This is a genomic window from Dyadobacter beijingensis DSM 21582 (assembly GCF_000382205.1).
Taxonomy (GTDB): Bacteria; Bacteroidota; Bacteroidia; order Cytophagales; family Spirosomataceae; genus Dyadobacter; species Dyadobacter beijingensis.
In genome coordinates, this window is sequence record NZ_KB907786.1 from 407,152 (window position 1) to 423,794 (window position 16,643).

A 16,643-nucleotide genomic window follows, 5' to 3' on the forward strand; every position below is an offset into this window, starting at 1 on the left:
AATAACTCAACTACGCCTGACCATTTCGAAGAACTTTGCCTTTTTCCAGTTTCAAATAATGCGTCACGCAGCTCGGGATCTCGTTGGGGTAATGCGATACGTAAATCAGCGTCCGCTCGTCGGTGTCGCAAATCGCATTTACGACTGATTTGAAATAGTCGATCGCGTCGGCGTCCAGGCCCTGACAGGGCTCGTCGAGGATGAGCAGCGGCGGGTTTTTAACCAATGCGCGCGCCAGCAGCACCATTCTTTGCTGACCTTTCGATAATTGTGAAAAGTCCTTTTCGATCAGATCGTGTACGTGCAGGAGTTGGGCCACTTCATGGACCCGCTCGATCTGCGTTTCGGTCAGTTTTTTGAAGAAAACGCCCGTAGCATCGAAGAAGCCGGAGGCGATGGTTTTAAAAACCGTCGTATTTCTCGGAAAATACAAATGCAATTCCGGTGAAACGTGGCCGATTTTCTGTTTGATATCCCAGATCGATGCCCCTGCGCCGCCCCGTTTTTGATCGAACAAATCATAATCATTGGCAAAACGCTGCGGGTTGTCGGCGGTAATAATGCTGAGCAACGTTGATTTGCCGGAACCGTTCGGGCCGGATAATGCCCATTTTTCACCTTTTGCTATCTTCCAGCTGACATTGTCGAGGATCAGGTCTTCGCCGTACTTTACGCGGACATTTCTCAAATCCAGCGCGTATTGAAAACCGGTGAATTCGGGGTGGCCGAAATGCGCGAGCTTCTGCGGATCGGGCTGGGGAAAATGCCGTGCGTGGGTATCGGCGGTACGAAACTCCGCTGCCGGCGTCAAAGCGGCGATTTTGCCTCCTTCCAGTTCCAGTACATTTGTAATGCACGGAGGTATCTCGGTGGCGGTGGTCGCCATGATGACCGTCACGTCTTGTCTGGTCAGTTCGGTCAAGGCATTGCGCAGTACTTCGCGTGAATGCACGTCGAGACCGCTGAATGCATTGTCCAGCATGAGTACTTTCGGCTTTTTCAGGAGGGATTTGGCCAATAGCATGCGCCTTGTTTCGCCGTTGGACAATGTTACGAATGGGTGGTCGAGCAAATGGGTGAGGGAAAGCAACCCGGTCACGCGGGCGAGCTCGTCCTCAGATACTTTGGACGGTTCAAGCTTCACCGATTTGTCGTCGACGGTTCCTACCGGTCTGAGTTGGTCGGTCAGGATCGCGCGCAATGTGGGCGCACGCTCGGCTTCGTACGCGTGGAACCGCTGCTGGTAGTACTCGGCCCCGGCGCTCACAATGCGGTTGAACGAGTAGTCGTTGGACGCGAGTTCGATGTTTTCGCGTAAAGGCGTCGTCCACGGGTAGGCGATCTTACCGGACAGTACCGGCCATTTCCCGGCGATCACTTCCAGCAGCACCGATTTTCCCGAGCCATTCGGGCCTACGATGGCCCAGTTTTCTCCATGTTCGATATTCCAGTTGATTTCAGAAAGGACCGTCGATTCGTATTTGCGGACGGAGACGTTTTGAAGCGAAATGAGTGTCATGCGTAAGCCAAAGTAATGAAAGGGCAAATACCACATTTTTGGCCTTAAATGGAAACAAAAAGGCATCCGTTTCCGGATGCCTTTGCCAAGCGTTTGAATCAGTGTGTAGTGCGGTTAATGATGAAATTCCATATTAAATTCCTTGACCATCATGTCCACGAATGCCGAGAGATCGTCGGTAGTGCGGCTGGTGATGAGGCCATTGTTAGTCACTACCTCCTGGTCCACCCAGATCGCCCCGGCGTTTTCGAGGTCGTGGCGGATGGCTGAATAGGAGGTAAGCGTACGGCCGAGGACCACGTCGGCATCTATCAGAATTTGCGGGCCGTGGCAAATGGCTGCAACGGGTTTGCCGGCAAAAAAGAATGCGCGGACGAAGTCGACAGCTTTCTGGTTAATACGCAGGGCGTCCAGGCCCATGACGCCTCCGGGAAGCAACAAGGCATCGTAGTACTCGGGCCTTGCCATATCCAGCGGTACGTCCACCTTGTGCTTTTCACCCCAATCCATATGGCTCCATCCCCTTACGCTATCCTTGTTTGGGGAAATAACGTGGGTGGTCGCTCCGTGCTGGTTTAGGACTTTTCTGGGACAGGTCATCTCTACCTGCTCGAATCCATCGGCAACGAGCACAGCGACCTTGATCAAATTCAGCGATTGTTCCATGGATTCTGGTGTGGGATTACAGGGTTAGATTATTGCAACAATTAATTGTACAAAAATCATGCCTAAATAGAGAATTATATTTGGGTCGAGCACGCAGCGTATGGCCTGTGCGGGGCTTCCACAGGTGGGGAAACAGGAATGCGGCAGTTCACGGTTTGGGGAAAACAGAAAGAGCGGCATCGCTGCCGCCCTTTCTGTTAGTATTATTCCGGGATTATATCTCCACTCCACCGACGTTCTCGAAAATCAGATCGCCTTTAGAGTTCAGTTCCATCATAATCACCGCATCCTTCGCAACCTGTCCGCTCAGAATGCCTTTCGACAATTCGTTCAGGATTTTTCTTTGGAGCACCCGTTTCAACGGACGCGCACCGAATGCGGGATCAAAACCTTCTTCACCGAGTTTTGTCAGTGCTTCGTCGGTCGCGTCGAGCGTAATGCCTTGTTCTTTCAGCATACTTTGAATGCCTTTGAACTGGATATCCACGATTTTGCGGATGTTTTTCAGCGTCAACGGCTCGAACAGTACGATCTCGTCGATCCGGTTGAGGAACTCGGGCCTTACCGAAGCTTTCAGCAAGTCGAGTACTGCTTGTTTCGCTTCCTCGATGATCAACGTGTGGTTCCAGCCTTCATCCTCGGCGAATTTCTCCTGGATAATGTGACTGCCGATATTCGACGTCATGATAATGATCGTGTTCTTGAAGTTCGCGACACGGCCTTTATTATCGGTCAACCGGCCCTCATCGAGCACTTGCAGCAGGATGTTCCACACGTCTGGGTGCGCTTTTTCGATTTCGTCGAGCAGGATCACGCTGTATGGTTTACGGCGCACGGCCTCGGTCAGCTGGCCGCCTTCGTCGTAGCCCACATATCCCGGAGGCGCACCCACGAGGCGGCTTACGGCGTGACGTTCCTGGTATTCGCTCATATCGATGCGGACCATCGCATTCTCGTCGTTGAACAGGTATTCGGCCAATGTCTTGGCAAGCTCCGTTTTACCTACGCCCGTCGGGCCGAGGAACAAGAAGCTGCCGATCGGCCGTTTGGCATCCTGCAAACCGGCGCGGCTGCGGCGCACGGCGTCGGATACGACTTCGATCGCCTCGTCCTGACCGGCTACGCGGTGGTGCAGATGCTCTTCGAGCTGCAACAACTTCTCGCGGTCGCTCTGGAGCATTTTGCTCACCGGGATGCCCGTCCATTTGGCAACTACTTCGGCAATGTCTTCCGGCGTTATCTCTTCCTGCATCAGGCTTTCCGAATTTTCGGACTTTTGCAGCTCTTCCAGCTTTGCATTCACTTCCGGAATGCGTCCGTAGCGGATTTCGGCAACTTTTCCGAAATCACCGGAACGCTCGGCTTGTTCGGCTTCGAGGCGAAGCTGCTCGCTCTGTTCCTTCAATGCGCGAACCTCATTGACCTTGCCTTTTTCATTTTCCCATTGAGCCTTCAATGCGTTGCGCCGCTCTCCGAGGTCGGCGATTTCCTTGTTCAGGACGGTTTCCTTGTCCTTATTATTTTCCCGACGGATCGCCTCGCGCTCGATTTCGAGCTGCATAATGCGGCGGTTCAGTTCGTCGAGCTCTTCGGGTACGCTGTCCATCTCGAGGCGTAGTTTAGAAGCAGCCTCGTCCATCAGGTCAATGGCCTTGTCGGGCAGGAAACGGTCGCTGATGTAGCGGTTGGAAAGCTCCACGGCCGCGATTACCGCGTCGTCCTGAATCCGCACACCGTGGTGCAATTCGTATTTTTCCTTAATACCCCTAAGAATGCTGATGGCGTCGGGAATGTTTGGTTCATCCACCATAACAGCCTGGAAACGACGTTCCAGGGCCTTGTCTTTCTCGACGTATTTCTGGTATTCCTTCAAAGTCGTCGCGCCGATTGCATGCAGCTCCCCGCGGGCGAGGGCCGGTTTCAGCAGGTTAGCAGCGTCCATAGCGCTTTCGCCACCGCCGCCAGCGCCGATCAATGTGTGGATTTCGTCAATGAATAGGACGATTTCCCCTTCCGAATCGGTCACTTCCTTGATGACCGCTTTGAGCCTTTCTTCAAACTCACCCTTATATTTTGCGCCGGCGATGAGCAAGCCCATGTCCAGCGACACGATGGTTTTCGATTTCAGGTTTTCAGGAACGTCGCCCTGCACAATGCGTTGCGCCAAGCCTTCGACAATCGCCGTTTTACCCACGCCGGGCTCGCCGAGCAGGATCGGGTTATTCTTCGTGCGACGGCTCAGGATTTGTAACACCCGCCTGATTTCTTCGTCACGGCCGATCACCGGGTCAATTTTGCCGGCTTTGGCCAATTCGTTCAAATTTTTGCTGTACCGTTCCAGGGAGCGGTATTTGGCTTCCGCGTTTTGATCTTTCACAGGGTTATTCTTTCCTCTAAGTTCTTTGATGGCATTGATGAGTTCCTTTTCCTTGAATCCCAGCTCCTTCATGAGGGTGGCTGTGGAATCTTTTCCGCTGAGAATACCCAGCATCAACAGTTCGATACTGATAAATTCGTCTCCGAATTCTTTCAGATAATTCTGTGCCTTGCCGCTGGCAGCGGCCATATCGTTGCCCAGATAGGGCTGGCCTCCGCTCACGCGCGGATAGCCGTCCAATATCTTTTGCAACCGGCTGTCGAGCACGTCCGCGCTGATATTGAGTTTGTTCAATAGAAATAAAGACGTATTCGGGTCTTCTTCCAGAATGGATTTCAGCACATGACCGGTTTCGATGGCCTGCTGCTGGTTGCCCTGGGCCATCTGCGCCGCATGCTGGATCACCTCCTGCGCCTTGATAGTATATTGGTTAAAGTTCATGGCGTGAATCGCTTTGTTAATGATACAATGCGATGCAAAAAAGGCTGTGCCGATGGTTTGAATCGGAAATTTTGTCTTGAAAAAGCGCTGATAAGCGGGCGATTCGGACAAATTGGCAATAGATAACGACGGTTTGTGCACTGAAAAGCCAGAAGCTGCTCCGGGAGTCGGATGCAGCTTCTTTGCGTCTTTGTTCAATCTATCGCTCAAATGCCGGTTTGAGTCCGTAGCAAATCTTCCATCGTTTCGCGGCGCCTTACCAGCTTCGCTTCGGCGTTGTCGATTAGTATTTCGGCGGGGCGAAAGCGGGCATTGTAGTTGGAGCTCATGGTTAATCCGTACGCGCCTGCATTCAGGAATGCGAGTACGTCGCCCTGGCGCACTTCCGGGAGCTCGCGGTCGGAAGCGAAAGTGTCTGTTTCGCAAATGTAGCCTACCACATTGTAATGCTTCAATTCGCCTTTCGGGTTCGAAATGTTGAGAATGTGGTGGTAGGAGCCATACATCATCGGACGGATCAGGTGGTTGAGGCCCGAATCCACGTGTACGAAGTTGCGGGCCGGATCTTCCTTCACGACATTGGTCGTCACAAACAGAAAACCTGATTCGCTCACGAGGAACTTGCCCGGCTCGAACCAGAGTTGCAGCTCACGCCCGTATTCCTGGCAAAAGGTCTGGAAGCGTTTCGATATTTTTTTACCTAACAAATCCATGTCCGTAATGGCATCGCCGGGGAGGTAAGACACTTTGAAGCCACCGCCGAGGTCCACTACTTGCAGGTCCGGGAAATGTTTGGCGGTTTCAAAAAGAATGTCGGCTACCTTCAAAAACGGCTCGGCATCCTTGATGTCGGACCCGGTATGCTGGTGCAGGCCGATGACTTTGATGTCGTATTTTTTGATGACTGCGAGAATATCTTCCAGCAGCAATACCGAAATCCCGAACTTGGAATCCGCGTGCGCCGTCATGATTTTCGCGTGGCCACCTGCTGCCACATTGGGCTTAATGCGGATCATGCAGGGTTTTGTATTTCCATAAGTCTGCCCGAACCATTCAAGCAGCGGAATACTGTCCACATTCACGATCGACCCCGCTTCTACCGCTTCGCGTACTTCTTCGAAATCGACGCCGCTGGGTGTAAATGTGATCTGCGAACCTTCGTAGCCGGCCAGTTTGCCCATTTCCAGCTCACCGGGCGATACCACATCCAGCTCCACCCCGATCTCGCGCATCAGGCGCAGGATCGCCAGGTTGGTATTGGCCTTGCAGGCATATTTGATCTTCATATTCACACCTGCGAATGCGTGTTGCAGCTCCGCGGCCTTCCGGCGGATGGTCGCGCCGTCGTACACGTAAAGCGGGCTGCCGTACTGGTTGATCAACTGGATCGGGTCGATTCCCTGGATCGAATAGGGGTAATGGTCAGAGAGTTGCATTGCGAAATATGGGCGGCACGCGGGGTGCCGGAATGATTAATTACAATATTTATCCAGGTAGATGGCCATTTCCTGTTGCAGCGCCGCGGCTTCCTGCTTCGCTTTTTCTGCGAAATCGGTGCCGTTGCCGGCGTAGATTATGCTGCGCGAGGCGTTCACGAGCAGCCCGCAGCTTTTGTTCATACCAAATTTCGACACTTCTTCAAGGTTACCGCCTTGTGCGCCTACGCCGGGTACGAGCAGGAAATGATCGGGGATAATGCTGCGGATTTGCTGGAAATCGGAAGCTTGCGTAGCGCCCACGACGTACATCATACGCTCGGCGCCCGCCCATGTCTGCGACGTGCGCAGGACGTTTTCGTACAATGCGGCGCCCCCGGCATCCAGTCGCTGAAAATCTGCGCTGCCGGGGTTGGAGGTCAATGCAAGCAGGATCACCCATTTGCCTTCGAATGCCAGGAAAGGCGTCACCGAATCGCTGCCCATATAGGGGGCCACGGTAATGGAGTCGAATTCGAGGCCGGACGATGCTTTATCGAAAAACGCCCGGGCGTAGAGCCCCGACGTGTTGCCGATGTCGCCGCGTTTGGCATCGGCAATGGTGAAATGGCTTTTGGGAATGTATTCGACCGTTTTTTGAAGGCTCTCCCAACCTTTCGGTCCCAATGCTTCATAAAAAGCGATATTGGGTTTGTAGGAAACACAATAATCGGCGGTGGCGTCGATGATCTGTTTGTTGAATTCAAAAATAGGATCGGCGGTTTTCAACAAATGCGCCGGGATTTTCTGGATATCCGTGTCCAAACCCACACTCAAATAGGACCTTTTAGTCGAAATTTGCCGGAAGAGCTCTTGATAATTCATGATTTTGTAAATATTGCGACGAAATTACAACCTCTTCCAATAGATTCATAAATTTGCCTCAACATTAAACTTTGCTCCAACCAACACATAACGATATATGCAGATTCGAGAAACTTCCATTGCCGGTCTAGTTGAAATTTTTCCAAGGGTCTTCGGTGATGACCGTGGGATGTTCTTTGAATCGTATAATGAGGAGACTTTTGCCAAACTCGGATTGCCTGTCAACTTCGTTCAGGATAACCAGTCGTTCTCCAAAAAAGGCGTGGTAAGGGGCTTGCACTTCCAGAATGCGCCATTCGCGCAAGGCAAGCTGGTGCGTGTGATTACGGGAAGAGTGCTGGACGTGGCGGTGGATATCCGTCCTGATTCACCTACATTCGGAAAGCACGAGGTATTCGAACTAAGCGGCGAGCAGAACAATGTCGCGTACATCCCTGAGGGTTTCGCACACGGTTTCGTGGCTTTGGAAGATTCGATTTTCAGCTACAAATGCACTAATCTGTACAATAAGGCTTCCGAATCCGGTATTCTCTGGAACGATCCCGATTTGAATATCGACTGGGGCATCACCGATCCGATCGTGTCCGAGAAAGACCTCATCCTGCCGACTTTCCGTTCGTTGTTTGGGGAGTTGATCAGGTAAATTTTCAGAAATTATTTCTCAAAGAGCTCTTCCAGGGCTTTGGAAGCGACTTTTCGCGCCGAATGTGAATTCTGGCCGGTAATGAGGCGTTCGTCCATTTCGATGTGTTCCACGAAAGGGATCATCGCTTTGGTATAATGCGCGCCCTGTTCTTTGAGTTTGTCTTCCAGGTAAAACGGTACTTCGCTCACAAAGCTCACGAGCGCTTCTTCCACATTGGAGTAGCCTGTTACATACTTGTCCTGAATGAGCAGCGTATGATCGGAAAGGCGGATATTGAGCAGCCCGCACACACCGTGGCTCACGGCGGTTACCATTCCGTTGCGTTCATAAACGGTCCTGGTGAGCGTTTGCAGCTCGCTGTTTTCCGTAAGATCCCACATCGCGCCGTGCCCGCCGGCGAAGTAGATCAGCCGGTAGTCGTTCGCGTGGATTTCGGAAGGCTTCGATGAATTTGCCAGTTTTTGCCGGAATGCAGAATCTTCCCAGTAACGTGCATTGCATTCGTCTTTCAGGTCGAGGCTGCGTTCGTCCACGGGAATGGCCCCACCGAGCGGACTTACGAAATCCATGATAATGCGCCGTTTGGCCATGACATCGTAGAAATGCGTCAATTCGCTCAGCCACAAACCCGTTTTGGAGGTTTTGGCAGGGTAGGTATCGTGATTCGTGCAGACGATCAGGACTTTCATAGCAATGCGTGGAAATGGCCCTTAAAATGACCGCGATAGCACGGCCGCCGGGAAATATAGCACAAAGCCCGGAAGTTTCCAGCGAAAATCACGAAAGCATTGCGCTTAGCTCAGCAACTGGTTTTTGTAGGCGAATGCCACGGCTGCGGCGGTGCTTTTGGTGCCTGTTTTTTCCAAAACACGTAAACGGTGCCCTTCCACGGTACGCACGCTGATAAACAGCTTGTCGCCGATCTCGGTCGTCGAGAGGCCGTCGCAGATCAGTTGCAGTACTTCCTTCTCGCGTGACGAGAGCGCCACGTTGCACGCATTCGGGAAGAACGGGTGCTTGTTGACCTGCCGGTTCACCATTTTCCGGTGCATGGCCTTGGAAACGAAGTCGTTATAGTAAAATCCTTCCTCATGGACGCGGCGGATCGCTTTTTCTACCTCGTCGGGGCTGGTATCTTTCAGCAGATAACCCTGCACGCCTTTTTCGAGCATGTGGATCACGAAGCGGTCCTCATTATACATGGACACAACGATGATCTTGATGTTCGGGAAGCGCTCGAACGCGGCTTCCGTTGCCTGGATGCCGTCCATGACCGGCATTTGGAGATCCATGAAAACAATGTCGGGGGTATTGGCGGGCAGGCGGTCCAGGAGTTCCTGTCCGTTACCGGCTTCCAGTACAAATTCGAAATCGGGAATGCCGCTCAGCATGGAGATAAACCCCTTTCTGAACAATTCGTGATCGTCGGCGATTCCTAGTTTAAGGGTGCTCATAGCATTAAATATTCACCTTTTCCCGGCGGAATGGATGTAATGGTTCAGGTTTGTTACCGGACACCGGGTTCACCGGAATCCTCGCGATGGCGCTGGAACCCCCTTTGGCAGGTTGTTCGTACTGGACTGTTCCGTTAACGATAGCCAGCCGGCTTTCGATCCCCAGCAAGCCCAGGCCCGCCAGGTTGCTCTCCTTTATCTTTTCGGGGTCGAAACCGACGCCATTATCGGTAACCCGCAAACCTATCATTTCTTCGTCAATTTCCAGCACAATATCGATTTTTGAACAGCTCGCATGCTTGATCGCATTGTTCACGAGTTCCTGCATAATGCGGTAAAGCGTCAGTTCCAGCTTCTGGCCCTGACGCGGAAATTCTTCTGTATTCGACTGAAATGCAATGACGAGGTTGTTATCTTCCTCCAATTTATGAATAAACTCTTCGATCGCCTCCATGAGCCCGAACCTTTCGAGCGTTGTCGGCACGAGGTCCCGCGTGATGCGCCGCACATGCAGGATCGTTTCCTCCACCAGCGACTGCGATTTCTTCATAATACTTTCCTCCTTCTCATTTCCCGAGTTTGCCACCAGTTTACTTAATTGATTGAGACTAAGCTTCGTCAGCGAGAGCATCGTCCCGATGTCATCATGCAGGTCCTGTGCAATCCGCCGCCGCTCGGTTTCTTCGGAATTCAGCGCCGTGTCGAGCAGGAGGCGGTTATAATTTTTTTCGATGTCGCTGATTTTCTTTTCTTCTTCGAACCTGCGCTTTTGGTAATACATCACGAAGGCGATCATGCAAAACGCCATGGCCAGCATAGCCAGAGAGGCTATTAGTAGTGCCCATTTTAGTTCTTCACTGTTTTGCATAATCCTTCGGGGAATAGTGATAGATGCCTACGCTAAAAAACAAGGCACAAATAATTTCAAAAATACTGGGGATAAATTCGGTGATCCCCAGATCCATTGTATTGTTCCACGTGTATGCATAATGGATGACTGGTGCAATAAATATCAGACTCGAATAATAAAGCAGCAGTCCTGAACAAACCCAAAAGAATGGAAATGTCAGCAAGTTAGGTATTTGAAGCGATTTGATGATTTCATAAAAATACAGCAGGATCACCAGGATCATCAGAACGCCTTCAACCATTTTCGAGTAGAGGACAACCCGGTGCTCCCTCATATTTTGAAGGTCTTCATTCGAGTTGACTATATCCCAAGCGCAAAAAAAGAAAAGTCCGATAATGGAAATTATCAGGAACTGCCGCCGGGGCTTCTCTGCAAATTTAAAATAGAACATCCCGCCGAGTAATGCGTAAAAAAGCGGGATGCTCAGATTGTATAGGATGATGTTATTGGTCCTGTTGGATGCGTAATGAAGCATCGCGAGGTCAATAATCAATTTCACAGCAAGGTAACAGAAAAGCAGGCGGAGCGATTTGTCCAGAAATGCCCTTCTGGCGATAGTGAGTGTTAATGGTAATACTGTGATAAATACTGCAATACTTGAAATTGGATTATTTACAATATATGCAGAATAGGTATCGAACATACAAAGGTCGATTAACGAAAGCTTCTTAACATTGGCGTGGGCAGAGTGGGCCGCCTGTCATGGCTCCCCCTTGAACCGGCATATCCTTCAATCCGCCGGCAGCAGCTCTCATAATGTCTTTGCCGTCTTCATCAACAGGAACGAGAACCAGCCGAGGTGTTGGTTTTTTTGACTTTTCAGTTTTAGAATCGTCATCCTCTTCCTCATCTCTCAAACCGTAATATACTCTGAACCCAACACAGTTTTCGCCGTGAAGTTTAATCAACTCGTTAAAAGTGTGTATGCCAAAAAATTCGGCTTTCACATAATTTTCGCCGCGTGCCGTGAAGTCGCGCTCTTTCTTTTGATGCGGATGGGTAAGCTCCTGGGCTTCGGATACCGAGATCAATCGCCCCTCCCGACCTGTAAATCTTTTTGTTTCCATGGTTTTAGGTAAAGTATTAACAATTAAGCATTGTAAATGTAAAGAGCAGGGTAGGGAAGGTCAAGGTAACGAATTGCAATTGATTTAACGGTAAAATTGTAACTAGTTGTAAATCAATCAAATTTGTTCGGCGCGGCAGAAAATCGCGTAATTTTACGTATAGTCGCCGGGCAATACTACGAGGTGGCACTTGTAAGCCTACCCATATTGAAAATCAGGGTTTTTGACGCTAAAAAGCTTGTTCATAGCCCTGTACATTTGTAAAGCGTTAGGGAAGACTTGTAACAAAGCTTTCTCATCAAGATTAAAGGGTTAGGTTATAGCAGAAAGCCGCGAGGGATGTCCCTGGCGGCTTTTTTGATTGTTTCCGTTTCAATGCCGACTTTTGACCTTTCAGAAAATAACGCGATGAAACCGACAATCGAAATAGAATATTGCCCCAAATGCGGCTGGCTGCTGCGGGCGGCGTGGATGGCCCAGGAGCTTCTCACTACTTTTTCCGACGACCTGCATGCCGTGCAGCTACGCCCTTCCGAAGTGGCGGGGCGTTACACCATTACCTTGGGCGAAGAGCTGCTTTGGGACAGGAAACGCGAAGGCCATTTCCCTGAACCCAAGGAAATCAAACAGCGGGTGCGGGACATTATCGCGCCGGAACGCAGCCTTGGCCACAGCGACCGTTAAGGCGATGGTCTGCCCGATTTAATGCCATTATGGCTGGCGGGAATCTGTGATACTGCAATTTTGGCATTGAGATTTCGGCTTGTTCCGCAGCCCGGTTAAATGCTTTCCCAAATTGGCCTATTTCGACGCAATAGGTGATAATCAGTTCATAGGCGCACTTTTAGGGACGCTATTCACTGCACTTTTTTACCGAAATTCGATCTTTGGCACGCAGTTTTTCGTTAATAGGTAAAACTTGTGAACCTAAAACGCGATAGCTATGGAAAGCAAACTGAAAATACCACGGGAGATGTTGATGAACATAGATTTTATCAACACAGTGAACGGTGGAATGAGTGAGCCCTCTATCAAGCTTGACAAAGGATCGGACGGTTTTGAAGTTGTTGTGAAAATTCCAGGCATCGAAGTTGAGGATCTGCAATTGGAAGTTGTAAAAGGTAAGAGGAACTCGAATAATTTGAAGCTTTTCCACTTACTGCCGATTTTTTCACAGGAAAATTTGTCCGACGACGAGCAGTGGAAGACAATCCGTTTCATAAATACCTTCGTCATCCCCGACGGAGTGGATATAGATAATATCTCGGCAAGGTACGATGACAGCCATCGTCAGCTGGTGCTTTTCCTCCCTTTTGGGGACGAGCAGGGAGATTATCACCGAAAGGTAGATATCGAACGCTGGTAACGCATTACAGATTATCACTTTAAGCCTGGCCATCAGCCGGGCTTTTTTTGTGCCCTGAGCGTCCCAGAAGGCGATTTTGACAAATAATGCGGGAAATAATTGCGATGTTATAGTACTTATTCCAGCGCCGGTTGTATCCTTTTAATAGAATGCATTAAGATTGAGTAAAGATTCCACACTTTATCAAAAAAAGGAGTGACATATCTGTATCTTGCATGCATATACCTTATTGCTCCTCATTCTCAACGTTATGAAAAAGTCTAATATTTTCGCTTTTATTGAACTAACCAAGCTGGTCGATGAGCTTAAAGGCGACCAGTCCAAGATCAGGCAGAAACTGAAATCCCAGTCGGCCTACTTCAACATTATCGAACCCAGGTATTTTTCGGAAGGATTAATCGGGGAATGGGAAAGCATTCTTTCGATGATCAAGCAGAAAGGGGCCAAAGTCAATGAGGAAGGCCGAGTGGTTTCGAATGCTGTGAGTAACACGATCGATCACCTGAGCGACAACGAATGCCAGTCGCTCGTAGCGCGGGTGCACTCGATTTACGACTCGGTGCGGAAGGAGTTTCAATAAGAGAAGGCCCTGCACGGTACTCCGCCAATGCAGGGCCAGTACGTTTTAATTGACAGTCCCGCCGTTCCAGACATCCTTGCCCGGCTGCATAAATGCCAGGCTTCCGTCGCGGTCCTCGGCCATGAGGATCATTCCGTGACTTTCCATTCCCATCATTTTGCGGGGAGCCAGGTTGGCGAGGTACAATACTTTTTTTCCGATCACCTCTTCCGCTTTGAAATGCTCCGAAATACCGCTCAGTACCGTGCGCTGCTCGGAACCGATATCGATCAGCAGTTTCAGCAATTTCTTGCTCTTAGGCACATTTTCGGCTTCGAGGATGGTCGCGATACGGATATCCATTTTAGCGAAATCATCGAACTGGATTTCGGCTTTGACGGGCGCTACTGTTTTTCCTTCCAATTCATTGAGGCGTTTGGCGTCGTGCAGTTTCTGGACCTGCTTTTCAATGACGCTGTCTTCTATTTTTTCGAAAAGGAGTTTTCCTTCCAAAACCGGCTGTCCGACGGCCAGCAAATCCGCGTCGCCTGCGTCCTGCCAGTTTTTACCGGAGATGCTCAGCTGATCCTGGATTTTCGCCGCTGTAAATGGCAGTACCGGCTCTGAAACGATCGAAAGCGTTGCTGAAATCTGCAGTGCGATGTTCAGGATCGTATTCACGCGCCCGGGGTCGGTCTTGATCGCATGCCACGGCTGCGTGTCGGCCAGGTACTTGTTGCCCGTCCGCGCGAGGTCCATAATGAGGGATAATGCTTCGCGGAAACGGTAATTTTCCATCGACTCGGCGATTTTGCCGGGGAATGCCGCCAGGTCGGCCAAAGCAGCCTGATCGATTTCCTGCAATTCGCCGCGCTGCGGCACCTTACCGTCGCAGAATTTCTGCGTCAACACGACGGCGCGGTTGATGAAGTTGCCGTAAATGCCCACCAGTTCGCTGTTATTGCGGGTCTGGAAGTCTTTCCAGGTGAATTCGCTATCCTTCGTTTCGGGCGCATTCGCTGTGAGCACGTAGCGCAGCACGTCCTGTTTGTCGGGCAGTTCTTCGAGGTATTCGTGCAGCCACACGGCCCAGTTCCGGGAAGTGGATATCTTGTCGCCTTCGAGGTTCATGAATTCGTTGGCAGGCACATTATCGGCCAGAATATAGTTGCCTTCCGCCATCAGCATAGCCGGGAAGATAATGCAGTGGAAAACGATATTGTCTTTTCCGATGAAATGCACCAGCTTGGTTTCGCCTTCCGCGGCGTCTTTGCCCGGCTGCCACCATTTCTGCCAGCCTTCTTCGCTGCCGTTCTTCTGGATCAGCCAGTCTTTGGTCGCGGAAATGTAGCCGATCGGCGCTTCGAACCACACATACAGCACCTTGCCGTCGGTGTCTTCCACGGGCACTTTAATGCCCCAGTCGAGGTCGCGGGTCATGGCGCGGGGTTTCAGCCCGTCTTTCAGCCAGCTTTGGCATTGACCGAATACATTGGTCTTCCATTCGGAATGGCCGTTCACGTAGGCTTCGATGTCCGGCTGCATTTTATCCAGCGGCAGGTACCAGTTTTTTGTCGCTTTCAAAACCGGCTTCGAGCCCGAGAGCGTCGAACGCGGGTCTTTCAGTTCCAATGGACTTAATGTCGAGCCGCAGCGTTCGCATTGGTCGCCGTAGGCGTTGGGATTGGCACAAACGGGGCACGTACCGACAATGTAGCGGTCGGCCAGGAACTGTTGGGCGGTTTCGTCGTAGTATTGTTCGGTTGTTTCTTCCACGAACACCTTTTTATCATACAAATCCCTGAAAATTTCGCGGGAAGTTTCGTGATGGACAGGCTTGCTGGTGCGGGAATACACGTCGAACGAAACGCCTAATGCCTTGAACGACGCGTCGATCTGCTCGTAGTATTTATCGACCACCTGCTGGGGCGTCAAACCTTCTTTTTTGGCGCGGATGGTAATGGGTACGCCGTGCTCGTCGGTGCCGCTGATGAACGCCACCTCCTTGCCGGAGGAGCGCAAATAGCGAACGTATATATCAGCAGGTACATAGCAACCGGCCAGGTGTCCGATGTGGATCGGGCCGTTGGCGTAGATGAGCGCAGCTGTGACGGTATATCTTTTAGGATTTGAAATCGGCATTTGCAATCAGGGATTTTGAATATGGTTCAATCGTCGGGACGGAATAGCCCCCCGGTGCGACCGGAGTGTAAAATTAGTAAAAAGGCTTGCAATGGCGTGACAAACTGCTTTTTTACTACGAACTTTGACCCAAACAATTTGTTTCACTTACATGAAAGTTCTCATTACCGGCGCGACGGGCCTGGTGGGCAGCGCAGCGGCCCGGAAGTTCCTGTCGGAAAATCATGAAGTGTTTGCATTAACGCGCCCCGGTGCCGACAAGCGCCTGCTTGCGGACGCACACCCGCGCCTGACCTGGGTAGAAGGCGATATCCTCGATATTCTGTCCCTGGAAAAAGCCATAGAGCAGGTCGATTACGTCGTGCACACAGCCGCCGTGGTATCCTTTGTGCCGCGCGACCGCAAGTGGATGTACAAGGTAAATCAGGAAGGTACTGCCAACGTGGTGAATGTCTGTTTGAAATACAAAACACAAAAACTGGTACACGTAAGTAGTATTGCCGCCATAGGCCGTCCGGACAAGCGAAAGCAGGCTGCTGCACAGGCTGTGGTGCTCAATGAAGACCAGCGCTGGGAGGATTCGCCGGAAAATTCGGAATATGCAAAAACGAAACATCTGGCCGAGCTGGAAGTGTGGCGCGGTATTGCCGAAGGCTTGAATGCCGTGATCGTGAACCCGACGCTGATTCTTGGCGAAGGTGACTGGGAAAAGAGTAGTACGCAGATTTTCAGATACATATATAAAGAAAAGCCATTCTACACGGAAGGTATCGCCAATGTGGTGGATGTGAAAGACGTGGCCGAAGTGGTGTACCGGTTGGCGGGTTCGGACATTACCGGCGAACGCTTTTTGCTGAATGCGGGGAGCATTTCGTATCATAATTTGTTCAATATGATAGCGGATAAAATGCGCCGCAAACGGCCTTCTTTCAAGGTCGGGCCGGGACTGGCGGGGGTGATCTGGCGCGTGGAGGCGGTGCGGACGTGGTTGCTGGGTACGAAGCCTTTGATAACCAGGGAAACAGCGCAATCGGCCGCACGGAAAATCACTTACGACAACGCCAAGGTCCGGAAAGCATTAGATTTTCAATTTCAGTCTGTTGAGGAAACGGTGTCGCGCATTAGTGAAAGTTTGCTCGGGAGGATTTGAAATCCGGGGAATTATTTTATAACTTTCTTTCATTAATAGTGGTGCG

16 protein-coding genes are annotated in these 16,643 nt (G+C 50.9%); 5 read left to right on the forward strand and 11 right to left on the reverse strand.

Features of this window, described 5'->3' with window-relative positions:
- Nucleotides 1-10: 10 nt before the first annotated feature.
- From H144_RS0101660 to pyrF, 5 genes are all read right to left on the reverse strand, one after another.
- Nucleotides 11-1,519, reverse strand: a complete 1,509-nt coding sequence (locus tag H144_RS0101660; protein ID WP_019940286.1) for an ATP-binding cassette domain-containing protein — start codon at nucleotides 1,517-1,519, stop codon at nucleotides 11-13.
- 114 nt (nucleotides 1,520-1,633) lie between these two features.
- On the reverse strand, nucleotides 1,634-2,185 hold the full coding sequence (locus tag H144_RS0101665; RefSeq protein WP_026350324.1) for a type 1 glutamine amidotransferase domain-containing protein: 552 nt from the start codon (nucleotides 2,183-2,185) through the stop codon (nucleotides 1,634-1,636).
- A 214-nt stretch (nucleotides 2,186-2,399) separates the two neighbouring features.
- Nucleotides 2,400-5,003 (reverse strand): ATP-dependent chaperone ClpB, encoded by a 2,604-nt coding sequence (gene clpB, locus H144_RS0101670; RefSeq protein ID WP_026350325.1) that lies wholly within the window; start codon nucleotides 5,001-5,003, stop codon nucleotides 2,400-2,402.
- A 206-nt stretch (nucleotides 5,004-5,209) separates the two neighbouring features.
- On the reverse strand, nucleotides 5,210-6,439 hold the full coding sequence (gene lysA / locus H144_RS0101675) for a diaminopimelate decarboxylase (RefSeq protein ID WP_019940289.1): 1,230 nt from the start codon (nucleotides 6,437-6,439) through the stop codon (nucleotides 5,210-5,212).
- 36 nt (nucleotides 6,440-6,475) lie between these two features.
- Nucleotides 6,476-7,303 carry an orotidine-5'-phosphate decarboxylase gene (pyrF, locus tag H144_RS0101680; RefSeq protein WP_019940290.1) on the reverse strand — a complete coding sequence of 276 codons (828 nt, stop codon included), beginning with the start codon at nucleotides 7,301-7,303 and terminating at the stop codon, nucleotides 6,476-6,478.
- A 97-nt stretch (nucleotides 7,304-7,400) separates the two neighbouring features.
- Here pyrF and rfbC point away from each other — a divergent pair, with 97 nt between their 5' ends.
- Complete coding sequence (gene rfbC / locus H144_RS0101685) at nucleotides 7,401-7,946, forward strand: dTDP-4-dehydrorhamnose 3,5-epimerase (protein ID WP_026350326.1); 546 nt, start codon at nucleotides 7,401-7,403, stop codon at nucleotides 7,944-7,946.
- A gap of 11 nt (nucleotides 7,947-7,957) precedes the next feature.
- Here rfbC and H144_RS0101690 read toward each other — a convergent pair whose 3' ends face one another.
- The 5 genes from H144_RS0101690 to H144_RS0101710 form a co-directional block, all read right to left on the reverse strand.
- Nucleotides 7,958-8,638, reverse strand: coding sequence for a type 1 glutamine amidotransferase domain-containing protein (locus tag H144_RS0101690; RefSeq protein WP_019940292.1), 681 nt, complete (start codon nucleotides 8,636-8,638; stop codon nucleotides 7,958-7,960).
- A 105-nt stretch (nucleotides 8,639-8,743) separates the two neighbouring features.
- On the reverse strand, nucleotides 8,744-9,403 hold the full coding sequence (locus tag H144_RS0101695) for a response regulator transcription factor (RefSeq protein WP_019940293.1): 660 nt from the start codon (nucleotides 9,401-9,403) through the stop codon (nucleotides 8,744-8,746).
- Nucleotides 9,404-9,407: 4 nt separating this feature from the next.
- Nucleotides 9,408-10,271, reverse strand: coding sequence for a sensor histidine kinase (locus H144_RS0101700; protein WP_026350327.1), 864 nt, complete (start codon nucleotides 10,269-10,271; stop codon nucleotides 9,408-9,410).
- A complete protein-coding gene (locus H144_RS0101705) occupies nucleotides 10,258-10,956 on the reverse strand; it encodes a hypothetical protein (protein WP_019940295.1) in 699 nt (232 codons plus the stop codon). Before H144_RS0101705 ends, H144_RS0101700 begins: the two co-directional genes overlap by 14 nt.
- Nucleotides 10,957-10,981: 25 nt before the next feature.
- Nucleotides 10,982-11,380 (reverse strand): hypothetical protein, encoded by a 399-nt coding sequence (locus tag H144_RS0101710; protein WP_019940296.1) that lies wholly within the window; start codon nucleotides 11,378-11,380, stop codon nucleotides 10,982-10,984.
- Between the two features lie 408 nt (nucleotides 11,381-11,788).
- Between H144_RS0101710 and H144_RS0101715 the strand changes: the two genes are divergently transcribed.
- The 3 genes from H144_RS0101715 to H144_RS0101725 all read left to right on the forward strand — a co-directional run bounded on the left by H144_RS0101715 (nucleotide 11,789) and on the right by H144_RS0101725 (nucleotide 13,326).
- Nucleotides 11,789-12,064 carry an Rdx family protein gene (locus H144_RS0101715; protein ID WP_026350328.1) on the forward strand — a complete coding sequence of 92 codons (276 nt, stop codon included), beginning with the start codon at nucleotides 11,789-11,791 and terminating at the stop codon, nucleotides 12,062-12,064.
- A gap of 259 nt (nucleotides 12,065-12,323) precedes the next feature.
- Nucleotides 12,324-12,746, forward strand: coding sequence for an Hsp20/alpha crystallin family protein (locus tag H144_RS0101720; RefSeq protein WP_019940298.1), 423 nt, complete (start codon nucleotides 12,324-12,326; stop codon nucleotides 12,744-12,746).
- Between the two features lie 250 nt (nucleotides 12,747-12,996).
- Nucleotides 12,997-13,326 (forward strand): hypothetical protein, encoded by a 330-nt coding sequence (locus H144_RS0101725; RefSeq protein WP_229207826.1) that lies wholly within the window; start codon nucleotides 12,997-12,999, stop codon nucleotides 13,324-13,326.
- Between the two features lie 45 nt (nucleotides 13,327-13,371).
- Here H144_RS0101725 and metG read toward each other — a convergent pair whose 3' ends face one another.
- Complete coding sequence (gene metG, locus H144_RS0101730; protein ID WP_019940300.1) at nucleotides 13,372-15,447, reverse strand: methionine--tRNA ligase; 2,076 nt, start codon at nucleotides 15,445-15,447, stop codon at nucleotides 13,372-13,374.
- Between the two features lie 151 nt (nucleotides 15,448-15,598).
- Between metG and H144_RS0101735 the strand changes: the two genes are divergently transcribed.
- A complete protein-coding gene (locus H144_RS0101735; protein WP_019940301.1) occupies nucleotides 15,599-16,597 on the forward strand; it encodes an NAD-dependent epimerase/dehydratase family protein in 999 nt (332 codons plus the stop codon).
- Nucleotides 16,598-16,643 lie beyond the last annotated feature (46 nt).

Excerpts from the sequence above, each read along its gene's own strand:
- H144_RS0101725 (WP_229207826.1), top strand. The coding sequence starts at position 12,997 with ATGAAAAAGTCTAATATTTTCGCTTTTATTGAACTAACCAAGCTGGTC.
- clpB (WP_026350325.1), bottom strand. The coding sequence starts at position 5,003 with ATGAACTTTAACCAATATACTATCAAGGCGCAGGAGGTGATCCAGCAT.
- H144_RS0101735 (WP_019940301.1), top strand. The coding sequence starts at position 15,599 with ATGAAAGTTCTCATTACCGGCGCGACGGGCCTGGTGGGCAGCGCAGCG.
- rfbC (WP_026350326.1), top strand. The coding sequence starts at position 7,401 with ATGCAGATTCGAGAAACTTCCATTGCCGGTCTAGTTGAAATTTTTCCA.
- H144_RS0101700 (WP_026350327.1), bottom strand. The coding sequence starts at position 10,271 with ATGCAAAACAGTGAAGAACTAAAATGGGCACTACTAATAGCCTCTCTG.
- H144_RS0101690 (WP_019940292.1), bottom strand. The coding sequence starts at position 8,638 with ATGAAAGTCCTGATCGTCTGCACGAATCACGATACCTACCCTGCCAAA.
- lysA (WP_019940289.1), bottom strand. The coding sequence starts at position 6,439 with ATGCAACTCTCTGACCATTACCCCTATTCGATCCAGGGAATCGACCCG.
- H144_RS0101665 (WP_026350324.1), bottom strand. The coding sequence starts at position 2,185 with ATGGAACAATCGCTGAATTTGATCAAGGTCGCTGTGCTCGTTGCCGAT.
- metG (WP_019940300.1), bottom strand. The coding sequence starts at position 15,447 with ATGCCGATTTCAAATCCTAAAAGATATACCGTCACAGCTGCGCTCATC.
- H144_RS0101705 (WP_019940295.1), bottom strand. The coding sequence starts at position 10,956 with ATGTTCGATACCTATTCTGCATATATTGTAAATAATCCAATTTCAAGT.
- H144_RS0101660 (WP_019940286.1), bottom strand. The coding sequence starts at position 1,519 with ATGACACTCATTTCGCTTCAAAACGTCTCCGTCCGCAAATACGAATCG.
- H144_RS0101710 (WP_019940296.1), bottom strand. The coding sequence starts at position 11,380 with ATGGAAACAAAAAGATTTACAGGTCGGGAGGGGCGATTGATCTCGGTA.
- H144_RS0101695 (WP_019940293.1), bottom strand. The coding sequence starts at position 9,403 with ATGAGCACCCTTAAACTAGGAATCGCCGACGATCACGAATTGTTCAGA.
- pyrF (WP_019940290.1), bottom strand. The coding sequence starts at position 7,303 with ATGAATTATCAAGAGCTCTTCCGGCAAATTTCGACTAAAAGGTCCTAT.
- H144_RS0101720 (WP_019940298.1), top strand. The coding sequence starts at position 12,324 with ATGGAAAGCAAACTGAAAATACCACGGGAGATGTTGATGAACATAGAT.
- H144_RS0101715 (WP_026350328.1), top strand. The coding sequence starts at position 11,789 with ATGAAACCGACAATCGAAATAGAATATTGCCCCAAATGCGGCTGGCTG.